Below are 15,142 nucleotides of genomic sequence, written 5' to 3' on the forward strand. Positions count from 1 at the left end.
GGAGTTGGCTCCAGGGTGTAGAGTCTGCCCAATGAACTTCATTAACGGCCCGGAGGGGGACGCTATGACCAACCATGAAAACCATAATCATCAGGAACATCACCACGCGGAAGGCAGCTGCGGTTGCAACCACAGCCACAGCAAAACCCAGCACGGTTGCAGCAGTGCAAAACAAAACGCCGACAGCCATGCCGATCATGCCCATACGCACGATCATGGTGCCGGCGGGTGCAGCGCTGACGATCACGAGGATCCGGATGAGGAAAGCGACAGGCTAGCCGCCGCCCCTCTCTCCGGCAGCCAGCGCTACAGTTGGAAAGTCACCGGCATGGATTGCCCAAGCTGTGCCAAAAAAATTGAGAATGCGGTAACCGCGCTCCCGGGCGTCGACAACGCTCGCGTGTTGTTCGCCACGGAAAAACTGGTGGTCGATGCGCAATCCGATATCAGCCTGCGTATTCAGGACGCGGTGAAACAAGCCGGTTTTACCCTGCTCGGCACCCAGTCCACCCAAGCCGAGCAGCCAAAAACATCGCGCCTCGGCGAGTTTGGGCCACTGCTGCTGCTCACCACGCTGATGATCGTCAGTTGGGCGCTCAGCATGGTCGACCCTGAACTGAGCCGTATTTCCTTTATCGCCACTACGCTGGTGGGTCTGGCTCCGGTTGCCACCAAAGCAGTACGCCTGATCCGCTCCGGCACGCCGTTTGCCATCGAAACCCTGATGAGCGTGGCAGCCATTGGCGCGCTGTTTATCGGTGCCACCGCCGAGGCGGCGATGGTGCTGCTGCTGTTTATGGTCGGCGAGGTGCTGGAGTCCTACGCGGCCAACCGTGCACGCCGTGGCGTGAAGGCGCTGATGGAGCTGGTGCCGGAAGATGCCCTGCTGCTGCAGGGAACGGAGCGCAAGCGCGTACCGGTCGCCAGCCTGCGCCCCGGTGATGTGATTGAAATCGCCCCCGGTGGCCGCCTGCCGGCCGATGCCGAACTGCTCAATCCGTTTGCCAGCTTCGACGAAAGCGCCCTGACCGGCGAGTCGGTGCCGGTCGAGCGTCAGCAGGGCCAGAAAGTTGCCGCAGGCAGTTTGTCGGTCGATCAAGCCGCGCAGATGAAGGTGGTTTCCGAGCCGGGCAAAAACGCCATCGACCGTATCTTGCAACTGATTGAAGAAGCCGAAGAGCGCCGTGCGCCGATCGAACGCTTCCTTGACCGTTTCAGCCGTTACTACACCCCAGCCATCATGTTGTTGGCCATCGCGGTGATCCTGGTGCCGCCGTTGCTGTATTCACAACCTTGGGATACCTGGATTTATCGCGGTCTGACCCTGCTGTTGATCGGTTGTCCTTGTGCCCTGGTGATCTCTACCCCGGCAGCGATCACTTCCGGGCTTGCAGCCGCCACCCGTCGCGGTGCGTTGATCAAAGGTGGTGCGGCGCTGGAACAATTGGGTCAAGTGCAAACTATCGCCTTTGATAAAACCGGTACGCTGACGGAAGGTAAACCGACGGTGACCGATGTACTGCCGCTCAACGGCATCAGCGAACAACAATTGCTGACCCTCGCCGCCGCCGTAGAGGCCGGTTCCCATCACCCACTGGCGCAAGCGATTATCAACCGGGCCGAGCAGTATGGCGTCCCTCTGCCACTGGCACAGGGCCGCCGCGCCCTGGCGGGCGTTGGGGTAGAGGGTGTTATCGACGGAAAAACCTTCCTGATCAGTGCGCCGGCCAAGTTAGCTGCAGGCCTGCTCAGTCAGCAAGGTGCCAATCAGGTAGAACGTCTGGAAAACGCCGGTAAAACGGCGGTGGTGGTGCTGGAAGACGGTGCCCCGATTGGCCTGTTGGCGCTGCGCGACACGCTGCGTAGCGATGCCAAACTGGCGATTGCCGAACTGAAAGCGCTGGGGATCAACGGGGTCATGCTAACCGGTGATAACCCGCGTGCAGCGGCGGCGATTGCCACTGAGCTGGGGTTGGATTACCGCGCCGGGCTGCTGCCGGAAGATAAAGTGAAGGCGGTAACCGAACTGAGTGAACTGCGCCCAACGGCAATGATCGGCGACGGTATCAATGATGCACCGGCGATGAAAGCCTCCAGCATTGGTATCGCGATGGGCAGCGGCACCGACGTAGCGCTGGAAACCGCCGACGCAGCACTGACCCACAACCGGCTGGTTGGCGTGGCGGAAATGATCCGCATATCACGCGCGACACACACCAATATTCGGCAGAACATCACCATTGCGTTGGGGCTGAAAGGAGTATTTCTGATCACCACCCTGCTGGGCCTGACCGGGCTGTGGCTGGCGGTGCTGGCTGACTCCGGTGCTACCGCACTGGTCACCGCCAACGCCCTGCGGCTGCTGAAAAAGCGCGCTTAGGTTATCAAATGCCCCAGGGAGCCGAATCGGTACCCTGGGGTGAGATAACGCCAGTACCGCGTTTAGACGCCCTTGCGGAGTAAGTAACGGTAAGGCGCGGTGTCGGTTTCCTGCGCCACCAACGTATGTTCCATAAAGCGGCAGAACCCCGGAATGTCGCGGGTAGTCGCCGGATCGTCGGCGATGATCAGCAGAGTTTCACCGTTATCCATATGGCGCACGGTTTTGCGCACCATCATTACCGGTTCAGGACAACGCAGCCCCATCGCATCAAGCGTCTGGTCGGCTTGGGCAAATAAGTCAGTCATGCAATTTTTCTCGGTCGAAAACGATCGGCGAACGCTCGCCACATCTCATTGGCGCATAGTTTACGCCAGTAGTTTTTCTGCGCAAGATGCGTTAACGTTTGCGTTAAAAGAGGCTGCGTCTCCCTATGAAATGTGGTGCCGTCACTGCCCCCAACTGCCGTTATCACGGCAGAGGGTGCAGCCCATAGTGGGGCCTATGGGCAAACCTGACAACACAGAGAACGGTTGTTGGGGGCGTGACCTTTCAGGCTGGGGCCAAATCACAGTGCTGCTGCGTTATTCGCCGCTTATTTGGCCCACCAAACCTCGCGACTCACGCCTTGCTGCACTGTGATTTGACCTCCAGCGGCCCTCACGTTTCATAGGGAGACACAGCCTAACCATTGCATTGGTTGCGCAAACGCGTATCATGCGGCCGCGACGCTTATTTCGCGGCGTAGACAAGACATTTTGGGTTCCCTCACCCCATTATTAAAAAGGCTACAACATGTATTCGTTTACTGCTCGGCAGCGCCTGACCGCGTTGGTCTGGCTATCGCTGTTCCATATTGTCATCATTACCTCCAGTAACTACCTGGTGCAGTTGCCGATGTCCATTTTCGGCTTTCATACCACCTGGGGAGCTTTCACCTTTCCGTTTATCTTCCTGGCGACCGATCTGACGGTGCGTATTTTTGGCGCTCCGCTGGCACGACGCATTATTCTTTTGGTGATGGTACCGGCGTTGTTCATTTCGTACGTGATCTCCACCGTGACCTATCAGGGCGAATGGCAGGGCTTTGCCGCACTGGGCAGCTTTAATCTGTTTGTCGCCCGTATCGCCGTCGCCAGCTTTATGGCTTATGTGCTCGGTCAGATCCTCGACGTCCACGTTTTCAATCGTCTGCGTCAGCGCAGCGCCTGGTGGGTGGCTCCTGCAGCCGCCATGTTCCTCGGCAATATCAGCGATACCCTGTCGTTCTTCTTTATTGCGTTCTACAAGAGTAGCGACGCCTTTATGGCTAACAACTGGGTTGAAATCGCGCTGGTGGATTACAGCTTCAAGGTGCTGATCTGCCTGTTGTTCTTCCTGCCGATGTACGGCGTACTGCTGAATATGCTGCTTAAGCGCATTGCCGCACGCCAGGACGACGGCAGCCTGCAACCAGGCTGACCCGTGTTATTATTGGCGGCCTGCACCCATCCGGAGGCCGCCATGACCATCAACATCCGCCACGGCACCCTCGAAGAAATTCACCGCCTGTACCAACAAACCCTCAAATTCGACAACCTGCAGTGCTGCTGATGATGCTCATCAGCCATCACTCTCGGATTGTTCAACTGGAAAAGAAAGGCGAAGTGGCTGATTATCGGCTATTACTTGAAAAAACCTTGTGACAACATCTGCCTTGCATTTCAACCTTGAATAGGTTGCGATACGTGAGAGACCCCCTACCTGAAAGGAAGAAGGAAGCCCAATGCGTAAAGTAGCAAAATTGATGGGTATCAGCCTGTTAGTGCTTGGCCTGACGGCCTGTGACGGCGACACCAAAGACACCAAGGCATCGGCAGGAGATGCCGCAGCCAGCGCCCCAGCCGGGCAACAGGTAAGCTTGCTGGATGGCAAGCTGGCGTTCACCCTGCCAGCGGGCATGGCGGACCAAAGCGGCAAGCTGGGTAATCAGGCGAACAACATGCACGTTTACGCCGACAGTACCGGCCAGCGCGCGCTGATCGTGATCCTCGGCGACAAGACTGCCGACAGCCTGGAAACCCTGAGCAAGCGTCTGGAAGATACCCAGCGCTCACGCGACGCCAACCTGCAGGTGATCACCAACAAAGCCATAGACGTTAACGGTGTTCCGCTACGTCAGTTGGACAGCATCATCACCAGCGGCGGTGAGAAAGCCTACTCCTCTATCCTGATCGGCACGCTGGACAACAACATGCTGACTATTCAGGTGACGCTGCCGGCGGATAACCAGCAGCAGGCGCAGAGCGAGGCCGAAGGCATCATCAACACGCTGAAACTGAAAAAGTAAACTTTTACTGACTCAGCCTATAGGGCGCAGTTCACACTGCTGCGCCCTCAAGCCAATGCCTGCGCCAGCAGGGTGATCGGATGTTCGCAGCGCTTGCTGGTCGACATCTCGATTTGCCATTTGCAGGTTTCGCAGTCCGTCACCACCAAATCGACCCCGCTCTCCTCTATCTGGCGGAACAGCGACGCCCCAATCCCCTGCGAAGTCTCATAGTTCTCCGATTTAAAACCATAGGTGCCGGCAATACCGCAGCACTGCGAATCCAGCACCACCAGTTCCAACCCCGGTATCTGCCGTAACAGCTCCAGCGTATAGGCGGTCCAGCCCATTTTTTCCATATGGCATGGCGTATGATAAGCCACCCGCAACGGCGTGTGCTTCAGCGGCAACTGACGCCCTTGATTGATCAGGCGGTAAAGGTAGCGCGTCGCCAGCTCCACGCGTTCACGCACCGCCGAGGTGTCCACGTCCAGCAGGTGTGGGTACTCGTCACGCAGGGTAAAAGTACAGCTCGAGGAGGTCGCCACTACCGGGCTCCCCCGCTCCAGTACCGTCTCGTGCAGCGATTCGGCGTTAACCTTAGCCTGTTTTTTTGCCTGGGCAATAAAGCCGTTGGCGATCAGCGGTACACCGCAGCATTTCTCCCGCTTGAGCAACTGCACGCCGATGTCCATCGCATTGAACACCTTGATCAGATCCTTGCCCAGTTGCGGATGGTTGTAATTGACGAAGCAGCCGTGGAAGAACGCCACCTGATCGGCATAACGCTGCTGGGCCTGCGCCTGCTGACGGTACCAGCGGCGGAAGGTACCAAACGAGTACTTTGGCAATTCACGCCGATGGTCAATTTTCAGCGCCTTGTCGAGCAGGGCACGCACCGGTTTAAGCCCGGTAGCGGCATTAACAATCGGCGCAAACGGCGTCGACAACGAGCCCATGAGATCGGTATGGCTGAGGATAGCGTCACGCAGCGTGGGCTTGGTCTGGGCAAAGTCGGCACGGGCACGCTGAATGATGTCGCCGATTTTGACGTCGGACGGGCAGGCCACCTCACAGCGTTTGCAGTTGGTGCAATACTTCAGCGCCTCATCATACAGCGCCGGATCCTTCAGTCGCAGGCGCTCGCCGTCCGGCCCCGCCTGTTTTGGCCCTGGATAGAGCGGATTCACCTTGGCCACCGGACAATAGGTAGTGCAGACGGTACATTTGATACAGTTTTCAAAACTATTATCTTTGTGCAGGCTCATGGACGCTCCTCCTGTGCCGCAATCTGTTGCGCGACGTACAGCGCCCCAAGCAGCGAAACACCCGCACCACAGCCCTGCTGCAGGGGATCATAGCCGCCGGTCACTGCGCCGATGGCATACAGGTTGCTCAATGGCTCCCCCTGCCTTAAGGCACGCAGCCGGTTATCGGTACGTACGCCAAATTGCAAATAGGGCTGCGGAGCAAATAGATTGCGATGGCTCCAGTCTGCGCGATCCGCACGACTGTCGACATCCAGCCCAAATACCGGTTCACGTATACCGTCAAGATCCGCCACCAGCCCGTTATTGAAGAAACTACCGCTGGCCAGCACCACCTGCTGCGCCAGCAGCGGGATATCGGTATGGTTGCGGGTATAGAGGCCAGTGACTTGCCCGGCGTCAATATCTGCCCGCAGCACGCTGTCACCCGGCATAAAAACGCCGCCCAGCTGCTGCAGACGCGAACGCAGCGCCTGATGCAGGCGCATACCCAGAACCGAAGGCGGCAACGTCGGTAACAGCAGAATCGGTTTACCCAGCGCCGCCTGCAACGCGGCCAGTGCGCTATCATCTTCCAGCCCCAGACAGGCGGGCAGAAAAATCGCCTCGGCATCAGCGGCCAGCCGACGCATTTCTTCCGCCACCGGCGTCAGGTTTTCCGGCAGGTCCAGCACTCTGGCGATATTCACCGCCCGGAACTCACTGGGGTTGTTGCGCAGCCGATCCAGCGCCGGCAAGTGCATATAAGCGACTTCAGCCTTGATGCCCAAGGTTTGCGTCAGGGAACTGGCGGCCAACTGCGGCTGAAAATCCAAAAATCCTTCAATGCCGATCACTGCAATATTTTTCCACGGCAGTTCGCCGTCCAACGGCGTGACCGGAATAGCCTGTGGACTAAGCCAGGTAGCCCGGCGCGTACCCAGCGGAGTCACTCGCAGATGATTACGTTCACTGCTGCCCTGCAGGCTCAAACCACAACGTTGCAACAGCAGGGCCGCGTCATCCGACAGTCCGGCTACCCTTTCAGCGCCCATCAGCGAATAAGGATGCTGTGGTGCCTGTAGCGCAAGTGCCGGTAGCGCCATCAACGGTGATTCCACCGGGGTGCCATCGGGCAACTGCGCCAGCAGATCAAGCGATCCGGATGAAAAATAGAGTGCGCTTTGGCCAGAACTGACCACGGCGCAGCGCTTGCCCTGTTCCGCCAGCCTGATAGCGCAGGTCATGCCTGCCAGTCCGCCGCCAATCACCACTACGTCAAATCGCATCATCGGCCTCCTGATCCCCTCGGGCATCGAGCCCGCACAATCCTTGGTAAACCCAGCTGGTAAACTCACTTTCACGTAGCGCATCGCCCCAGGCGATCGGTCTCACCCCTTTCCAACGCTCGTTAAGGAAATGCGATAGCTGATCGATAGACTGCTGCGGGGTAGTGACGTTAAAACGCGTCAACAGCCCGGCGGCACGGCAGGCGCAGAGCTCCCCCTGGCAGGTGCCCATGCCGACACGGGTACGGCGGCGTAGATCGAGCAGGTTATTGACGGTGAGGGAGTTCACCGCATAACGCACTTCACCGGCGGTGACCGCTTCACATTCGCACACCAGGCTGTTATCCAGCCGATCGCCGGCCGGTACCTGACTGGCCCTGTCGCCGTGGCGATAAACCGCCGAGCCGCGAATGCTGGCAGGCAGGGAAACCACGCTGCGCACCGTTTCTTCCGCCGACTGACGGGAGCCGGGCAAGGCTTCCTGCGCGGTGGTACAGGGGCTATCCAACCTGAGCTTTTCACACACTTTATCGGTCGCCCACTGCGCCATCAGCCGGTAGGTCATCAACTTGCCGCCGGTAATGGTGATAAAGCCTTCCAGGCCGTCGCGGCTGGCATGATCGAGCAGCACGATGCCACGGCTGACGTTGCGGCCGCTGGGGTCGTCGTCACTGGCTACCAGTGGCCGCACACCGGCATAGGCTCGCAGAATACGCGTCTGCGCCAGCTCCGGCGCCAGCAGCGCCCCCTCGCGGATCAGAATGTCCACTTCCTGCGGCGTCACCAGCATGTTGTCGATCTGGTCATAATCAATATGGGTGGAGGTGGTGCCAATCACCGAGATGGTGTCGCCCGGCACCAAAATATCGGCGTCCGCCGGTTTGCGGCAGCGATTGATCACCATGTTGTTGATGCGATGGCCGAGGATCAACAGCGCGCCCTTGGCCGGGAACATACGAATGCGCAGATCGGCATATTCCGCAATCTGCTGGCCCCAGATGCCCGCGGCATTGACGACCACTTCGGCATGAATATCGTAGCGCTGCGCAGATTGATGGTCGAAAACACGCACTCCGGTTACACGATCGCCAGCGCGAAGTAAACCGACCACCTGATGATAGGTGAGGATCTGCGCACCGTGCTCTCGGGCATCGAGCATATTGGCGGTTGTGAGACGGAAGGGATCGACAGTGCCGTCCGGCACGCGAACCGCGCCGATCAGCGCCGGATTGGCCGCTGGCTCCAGACGCAGCGCCAACTGTGGGTCAATCGCTTCGGCGTTGATACCGGCACTGTGGCAGGAGGCAATAAACTGTTGTTGGTAGGCCAGAGAATCCTGCGGCAGCGTAATAAACAGCCCATCGCTACGCTCGATGCAATGGTACGCAATGCGCTTGAGGATTTGGTTTTCTTCTATGCATTCACGCGCCGACTCGCCGTCGGTCACCGCATAGCGTGCTCCACTGTGCAGCAGCCCGTGGTTGCGCCCAGTGGCACCGGTAGCGATATCGTGACGCTCCAGCAGTATACAACGCAGGCCTCGGCGCGCGCAGTCACGAGCAATGCCCGCACCGGTCGCACCACCGCCAATGATGATCACATCCGTTTCGTTATCCGATGAATGGCTGCTCATGAGACTCTCTCAGAATCTGTAGTTATTCACCTATTGAGCCACATTCATTGGGGGCTTTGTTTGATAAGGAACAATAACGAACTCAAAACGAAAACCAAATGTCCACAAAAAACCATGAATGTGATCATAATCACGATTTTTAGGCGTTTTTCTATTTCATAACGTTAACGAATCGCTCAAAATCCGCCGGTGTTTCATAAAAGTGTAACAAATGCGCCATTCATCACAGCGACACCAGGCTGATTTGACTAGGATGACGCTCGTTATGGAACAAAAAAACACCACATTCGATATCCGCTCAATCATCAAATGAACGTAAAAGATCATATTGATGTGATAACTAGATAAAGCCATCGGAGGCGCTCATGTTGAGTATTTTTAAGCCGGCAGCACACATTTCCCGTGTGCCGGTCGACAAAGTCGACCCGCTGTACCGTAAATTGCGCTGGCAAATTTTTATGGGGATTTTCTTCGGTTATGCCGCCTACTACCTGGTGCGCAAGAACTTCACCCTGGCCATGCCTTACCTGATCGACCAGGGCTTCAGCCGCGGCGACCTCGGTTTCGCCCTGTCCGGTATTTCCATCGCCTACGGTTTTTCCAAATTCATCATGGGGTCGGTTTCTGACCGCTCCAACCCACGCGTGTTCCTGCCCGCCGGCCTGATCCTGGCTGCTGCGGTGATGCTGTTCATGGGCTTCGTGCCATGGGCGACTTCGAGCATCGCGGTCATGTTCGTTCTGCTGTTCCTGTGCGGTTGGTTCCAGGGGATGGGCTGGCCGCCATGTGGTCGTACCATGGTGCACTGGTGGTCGCAGAAAGAGCGCGGCAGCATCGTTTCGGTCTGGAACTGCGCCCATAACGTGGGTGGCGGTTTGCCGCCACTGCTGTTCCTGCTGGGCATGGCCTGGTTCAACGACTGGCATGCAGCGCTGTATATGCCGGCCTTCGGCGCCATCCTGGTTGCTCTGATCGCCTTCGCCCTGATGCGTGATACCCCGCAATCCTGTGGCCTGCCGCCGATCGAAGAATACAAAAACGATTACCCGGACGACTACAGCGAGAAAGCGGAAGAAGAGCTGACGGCCAAGCAGATCTTCATGCAGTACATCCTGCCGAACAAACTGCTGTGGTACATCGCCGTAGCCAACGTGTTCGTTTATCTGCTGCGTTACGGCATTCTGGACTGGTCACCGACCTACCTGAAAGAAGTGAAACACTTCGCGCTGGACAAGTCTTCATGGGCTTACTTCCTGTACGAGTATGCCGGTATTCCGGGCACCCTACTGTGCGGCTGGATGTCGGACAAGGTGTTCAAGGGTAACCGTGGTGCCACCGGTGTGTTCTTCATGACGCTGGTGACCATTGCCACCGTCGTTTACTGGCTGAACCCGGTCGGTAATCCTGGCATCGATATGGCCTGTATGATCACCATCGGTTTCCTGATTTACGGCCCGGTGATGCTGATCGGTCTGCACGCACTGGAACTGGCGCCGAAGAAAGCCGCCGGCACCGCCGCAGGCTTCACCGGTCTGTTCGGTTACCTGGGCGGCTCTGTTGCAGCCAGCGCCATCGTCGGCTACACCGTTGACTACTTCGGTTGGGACGGCGGTTTTATGGTGATGATTGGCGGTAGCATCGGTGCGGTTGTGCTGTTGTTGCTGACCATGCTGAGCGAGAAAAAACACCACGCGGAAATCGCTGCCAACAAACGCGGTTAAGCGTCATACAACTTTCGCATTATTTAAAGGCCGCGCTGCGGCCTTTTTATTACCTGGCACCTACAACATGGAGAACAACAATATGCGGACTCAAGTCAAAGCCCTGCTGACAGGGATTATCCTGGCCACCTCAATGGTCAGCGCTGCACAGGCTGCCGACAAGGTGGTGATCGCCCACCGTGGCGCCAGCGGCTATCTGCCGGAACACACGCTGCCGGCGAAGGCTATGGCCTACGCGCAGGGTGCAGACTTCCTCGAGCAGGATCTGGTGATGACCAAGGACAACGAGCTGGTGGTGTTGCATGACCACTATCTCGATCGCGTCACCGACGTAGCCGAACGTTTCCCGGACCGCGCACGCAAAGACGGCCGCTATTACGCCATCGACTTTACCTTGCCGGAAATCAAATCGCTGAAGTTCACCGAAGGCTTCGAGATTGAAAACGGTAAAAAAGTGCAGGGTTACCCTGGCCGCTTCCCGATGGGTAAATCCGATTTCCGCGTCCATACCTTCCAGGAAGAGATCGAGTTTGTGCAGGGTCTGAACCATTCAACCGGCAAGAACATCGGTATTTACCCGGAAATCAAAGCGCCATGGTTCCACAAGCAGGAAGGCAAGGATATTTCCAGCAAGGTGCTGGCGGTGCTGAAGCAGTACGGTTATACCGGCAAGGGTGACAACGTTTATCTGCAATGCTTCGACGCCAACGAGTTGAAGCGGATTAAAACCGAGCTAGAGCCGAAGATGGGCATGGATCTGAAGCTGGTCCAACTGATTGCCTATAACAAATGGCAGGAAACCTATGAGCAGAAGGCCGATGGCAAATGGGTGGAATATGACTATGACTGGATGTTCAAGCCGGGTGCGATGAAACAAATCGCCCAGTATGCCGATGGCATTGGGCCGGACTACCACATGCTGGTGGTGGCTGAGAAATCCAAACCGGGCAAGGTGGTACTGACCGATATGGTGAAAGAAGCCCATGCCAACAAGCTGGCGGTGCATCCCTTCACCATCCGTGCAGACGCACTGCCGGACTACGTTACCGACGTAAATCAGCTGTATGACGTGATTTACAATCAGGCAGGCGTTGACGGCGTGTTCACCGATTTCCCTGACAAGGGCGTGCAATTCCTGCAAAAGCAGAACCAGCACAAGTAATACCGTTCGGGGCGCCGCAAGGCGCCCTGTTCATATCAACCCAGGAACATCTTGCGCAGATAATGCGGCACCGCGTCATCGACATTGGAGCCAATCACTTCCAGCTCCGGCAGCTTGTCTTTCAGGCGCTGATGCGCGTCGCGCATGATGCAACCCTTGCCAGCCATCGACAGCATTTCCAGGTCATTCATGCCGTCGCCGAAGGCAATGCTCTCTTTCAGCGTATAGCCGATGATCTTGGCTACTTCTTCCAGCGCATGGCCTTTTGACACACCACCGGCCATCACTTCCAGACAAGTTGGGAACGAGAAACTGACGTTAACCCGATCTCCCCAACGCGCATTGATGGCATCTTCCAGCGGCAACAGCTTTTCATGATCGTCACAGGTGAAGTACACCTTGCACACGCCGTCGGTTTCCAACAGGCCCGGTTCGAACAACTGGTACTGGAAAATCGATTCCTGGAAAAACTCTTTCTGTTCAGGGCTTTCGCGGTTGATGTACCAGTCGTCGTTGCGGTAGACGTTGGTGGTGATGTCCGGATCGTTATGCAGCATACCGTAGAGATCGCGGGCAATGTCTTCGGCCAGGTTGTGGCTGAAAATCAACTCACCGTCAGTGTTATGCACGCGAGCGCCGTTGGAGGTGATCATAAAGGCGCTGATCTCGAGGTTATCGCGGATCTGCGCAACGTCGATGTGATGACGGCCGGTAGCAAAGACAAAATGTACGCCACGCTGGGTCAACAGCTTCAGTGTCTCTTTGGCGTAAGGTGACAGGGTGTGGTCGGGTGACAGCAGCGTGCCATCTAAATCGGAAGCGACGACGTGATACATAGCGGTAATTTCTAACCTCTAATGGTGTAGTCGGCGGTAGGGGTACCGCCTAAGTGTTGAGCAAAGAAACGCAGGATTGCGCTCAGTGCTTCGGCGCGCATCGCGTCCCGCTCAAACAGGATCTCATGCCGTGCGCCTTCGATAACCTGCGGTTTTCCCCCTTCACAGGGATGTCCCGCTTCTGACAATGCCTGACAAAAAGCCTGATGAGAACGGTTGTCGACCACCCGATCCTCACCGGCCTGCAATAATAATAGCGGCGTGGTGATTTTAGCCGCTTGGGCGATGATCTCTCGTCCGGCCTGCAGGCTTTCCCGTACCCAGTGGTAGGTTGGCCCTCCCACCTGCAACTCGGGATAATCGGCGTAATAACGCAAACAGCGACGGTAGCGCTCACGGCTGTGGGTCAACACGTTGACCACGTAAGGTAGCGGTCGCCACTGACCGGTCCCTATCGCATAGTAATCGCGCACCCTCGGGTGCTTCTCCGTCCAGTTCAGAATGCGGTTGGCCATCCAGCCTGGCATCGGCAAATAAATGCCGAACATCGGTGCACAGAACGCAGCAGCGTCAAATGCTTGTGGCTGGCAGGCCAGAAACTGCGCCAGGATCGCACCGCCCATCGAGTGAGCCAACGCAAAGTGTTGCCGGTAACCCAGTGGCACCACTTCCTGCTGATAAAACTGGGCAAAGTCGTCGACGTAATCGGCAAAGTTTATCACATGACCGCGGTGCTTATCAGCCAGCAAACGGCCGGAACGGCCTTGCCCGCGATGATCCAAAATCATCACGTCATAGCCGCAATGGAACAGATCGTAGGCAATCTCGGGGTATTTAATATAACTTTCGATACGACCGGGACTTACCACCACCACCCGCTGATGGCGAGGGGAACTGAAACGCACAAAACGGATGGGGACGCCGCCGACCCCGCTGAACTCACCCTCCTCACGCTGCCGCCAAAAGTCCAGCAGCGGTCCCGTGGCGAAAGCAGCAAACTGCTTTTCACGCGTTAACCAATCATCAGTGCTGAGAGTAAACGACGTCATCAAGTGCTTTTCCCTGAGCTACCAGTGGCAAAAATGTGACCTCTGGCACAAGAAATAATACTAGCGTATTGTGATTCAATTCTTACAAAAACCGCATCATTTTGGCACAAATTGGCGCTTTCAGGGAGTACTGCAATGACCTTGGACTGGTGGTTAACCTATCTGCTGACAACTCTTATCCTCAGCCTGTCACCCGGTTCAGGAGCAATCAACACCATGAGCACCGGTATCAGCCACGGTTATCGTGGCGCAGCGGCGTCCATTGCCGGCCTGCAGGTTGGGCTGAGCCTGCATATCGTACTGGTGGGTATTGGTCTGGGTGCGCTGGTATCGCAGTCACTGCTGGCGTTTGAAATGCTGAAGTGGTTCGGCGCCGCCTATCTGGTCTGGCTTGGCATTCAACAGTGGCGCGCTGCAGGTTCGCTGGACTTGCATACGCTGGCAGGTACTATGCCGCGTCGCCGTCTGTTCCGCCGTGCTGTGCTGGTGAATCTGACCAACCCGAAAAGCATCGTGTTTCTGGCCGCACTGTTCCCACAGTTTATTTTGCCCAACCAACCGCAAGCCGAGCAGTATCTGGTGCTCGGTGTCACCACCGTGGTAGTGGATATTTTTGTCATGATTGGCTACGCCACGCTGGCCACCCGCATTGCCGGTTGGCTGAAGACGCCTCGTCAGATGCAGTTGTTGAACCGTATTTTCGGTTCACTGTTTATTCTGGTGGCCGGGCTGCTGGCTACGGCCAGAAAAGCCTGAAAATTCGAGTTTAGGCGTTATTGTCGCAGATAGGTTGGACGCGGCCAGCGCTCAGGACCCGGAGCATACATAAAGTACGTGAGGAGTCTGCGCACTGCCCGGGTACAACCTGGCAAGTAAAATAGCCTAACGGGTAAAGATCAGATGCAAGCCGAAACCGGTGAATAGCACACCCGCCAGCCCGTCAATCCACTTGGCCAGCCGTTGATAACCGCGGCGCATGGTCGGCAATGCAAACACCACCGCCACCAGGCTGAACCAGACAAAAGTCTCAGCGACGATCAGCAAGAACAAGCCCCAGCGGGCACCGGCACCGACGTCATCCCCTACAAACAGTGAAAATACGCTGCCGAAATAGATAACCGCTTTCGGGTTGGACAAGTTGGTCAGAAAACCACGGATAAAACTGCGCCCAGGCTTCGGCAAGGCCACTTTCACCTCCGCCGCAGGCACCGACTGGGCATTTTGAGAACGGGCGGAGCGCAACAGTTGCCAACCCATCCAGCATAGGTAAATCCCACCGCCAACCATGATAATTTGATGCAGCCAGGCCATTTTTTGCAGGATCAGGTGCAGGCCCATCAAGGCTACGCCCGCCCACACCACGATGCCCAATGAAATGCCCAGTACGCCCATCATCGCCTCACGCCGCGAGCGACTGGCGGCGGTTTGTGAAACAAAAAAGAAGTCCGGCCCTGGGCTCATCAGTGCAATCAGGTGCACCAGTGCCACGGTCAGAAACAGCATCAGCATGATTTATC

14 protein-coding genes and 1 pseudogene are annotated in these 15,142 nt (G+C 56.9%); 8 read left to right on the plus strand and 7 right to left on the minus strand.

From position 1 onward, the window contains the following. Positions 1–64: 64 nt before the first annotated feature. Positions 65–2,380: a zinc/cadmium/mercury/lead-transporting ATPase gene (locus tag ACUTSU_RS15650; RefSeq protein ID WP_445652188.1), complete on the plus strand. Its 2,316-nt coding sequence runs from the start codon at positions 65–67 to the stop codon at positions 2,378–2,380. A gap of 62 nt (positions 2,381–2,442) precedes the next feature. On the opposite strand, the gene tusA is transcribed toward ACUTSU_RS15650, so the two are convergent. After that, positions 2,443–2,688: a sulfurtransferase TusA gene (gene tusA, locus ACUTSU_RS15655; protein ID WP_445652189.1), complete on the minus strand. Its 246-nt coding sequence runs from the start codon at positions 2,686–2,688 to the stop codon at positions 2,443–2,445. Between the two features lie 487 nt (positions 2,689–3,175). Here tusA and ACUTSU_RS15660 point away from each other — a divergent pair, with 487 nt between their 5' ends. From ACUTSU_RS15660 to ACUTSU_RS15675, 4 genes and pseudogenes are all read left to right on the plus strand, one after another. Continuing rightward, positions 3,176–3,841 (plus strand): 7-cyano-7-deazaguanine/7-aminomethyl-7-deazaguanine transporter, encoded by a 666-nt coding sequence (locus tag ACUTSU_RS15660; protein ID WP_445652190.1) that lies wholly within the window; start codon positions 3,176–3,178, stop codon positions 3,839–3,841. Positions 3,842–3,844: 3 nt separating this feature from the next. After that, entirely contained in the window at positions 3,845–3,973 is a 129-nt protein-coding gene (locus ACUTSU_RS15665) for a hypothetical protein (RefSeq protein ID WP_445654373.1), read from the plus strand. After that, positions 3,967–4,065, plus strand: a pseudogene (locus ACUTSU_RS15670) (GNAT family N-acetyltransferase); the annotation flags it as partial. The gene ACUTSU_RS15665 and the pseudogene ACUTSU_RS15670, both read left to right, overlap by 7 nt. Positions 4,066–4,145: 80 nt before the next feature. Then, positions 4,146–4,709 (plus strand): DcrB family lipoprotein, encoded by a 564-nt coding sequence (locus tag ACUTSU_RS15675; RefSeq protein WP_445652192.1) that lies wholly within the window; start codon positions 4,146–4,148, stop codon positions 4,707–4,709. 47 nt (positions 4,710–4,756) lie between these two features. Here the strand turns inward: ACUTSU_RS15675 and glpC are convergent, their stop codons facing one another. From glpC to glpA, 3 genes are read right to left on the minus strand one after another with little or no spacing between them, the layout of a single operon-like run. Further along, positions 4,757–5,956 carry an anaerobic glycerol-3-phosphate dehydrogenase subunit GlpC gene (gene glpC, locus ACUTSU_RS15680; protein ID WP_445654374.1) on the minus strand — a complete coding sequence of 400 codons (1,200 nt, stop codon included), beginning with the start codon at positions 5,954–5,956 and terminating at the stop codon, positions 4,757–4,759. Further along, on the minus strand, positions 5,953–7,224 hold the full coding sequence (glpB, locus tag ACUTSU_RS15685) for a glycerol-3-phosphate dehydrogenase subunit GlpB (RefSeq protein WP_445652256.1): 1,272 nt from the start codon (positions 7,222–7,224) through the stop codon (positions 5,953–5,955). The genes glpC and glpB overlap by 4 nt, the downstream gene beginning before the upstream one ends. After that, on the minus strand, positions 7,214–8,857 hold the full coding sequence (gene glpA, locus ACUTSU_RS15690) for an anaerobic glycerol-3-phosphate dehydrogenase subunit A (RefSeq protein ID WP_445654375.1): 1,644 nt from the start codon (positions 8,855–8,857) through the stop codon (positions 7,214–7,216). Before glpA ends, glpB begins: the two co-directional genes overlap by 11 nt. A 365-nt stretch (positions 8,858–9,222) precedes the next feature. Here glpA and glpT point away from each other — a divergent pair, with 365 nt between their 5' ends. After that, positions 9,223–10,578 (plus strand): glycerol-3-phosphate transporter, encoded by a 1,356-nt coding sequence (glpT, locus tag ACUTSU_RS15695; protein ID WP_445652195.1) that lies wholly within the window; start codon positions 9,223–9,225, stop codon positions 10,576–10,578. Between the two features lie 82 nt (positions 10,579–10,660). Then, positions 10,661–11,740, plus strand: a complete 1,080-nt coding sequence (glpQ, locus tag ACUTSU_RS15700; RefSeq protein ID WP_153858711.1) for a glycerophosphodiester phosphodiesterase — start codon at positions 10,661–10,663, stop codon at positions 11,738–11,740. 35 nt (positions 11,741–11,775) lie between these two features. Here the strand turns inward: glpQ and yigL are convergent, their stop codons facing one another. Continuing rightward, on the minus strand, positions 11,776–12,576 hold the full coding sequence (gene yigL, locus ACUTSU_RS15705) for a sugar/pyridoxal phosphate phosphatase YigL (RefSeq protein ID WP_445652196.1): 801 nt from the start codon (positions 12,574–12,576) through the stop codon (positions 11,776–11,778). 11 nt (positions 12,577–12,587) lie between these two features. Further along, positions 12,588–13,625 (minus strand): lysophospholipase L2, encoded by a 1,038-nt coding sequence (gene pldB, locus ACUTSU_RS15710; protein WP_445652197.1) that lies wholly within the window; start codon positions 13,623–13,625, stop codon positions 12,588–12,590. A gap of 135 nt (positions 13,626–13,760) precedes the next feature. Here pldB and rhtB point away from each other — a divergent pair, with 135 nt between their 5' ends. Continuing rightward, positions 13,761–14,381, plus strand: coding sequence for a homoserine/homoserine lactone efflux protein (rhtB, locus tag ACUTSU_RS15715; RefSeq protein WP_174354698.1), 621 nt, complete (start codon positions 13,761–13,763; stop codon positions 14,379–14,381). Between the two features lie 126 nt (positions 14,382–14,507). Here the strand turns inward: rhtB and rhtC are convergent, their stop codons facing one another. Continuing rightward, positions 14,508–15,134, minus strand: coding sequence for a threonine export protein RhtC (gene rhtC, locus ACUTSU_RS15720; RefSeq protein WP_445652198.1), 627 nt, complete (start codon positions 15,132–15,134; stop codon positions 14,508–14,510). Positions 15,135–15,142 lie beyond the last annotated feature (8 nt).

The organism is Serratia sp. NA_13 (genome assembly GCF_052691735.1).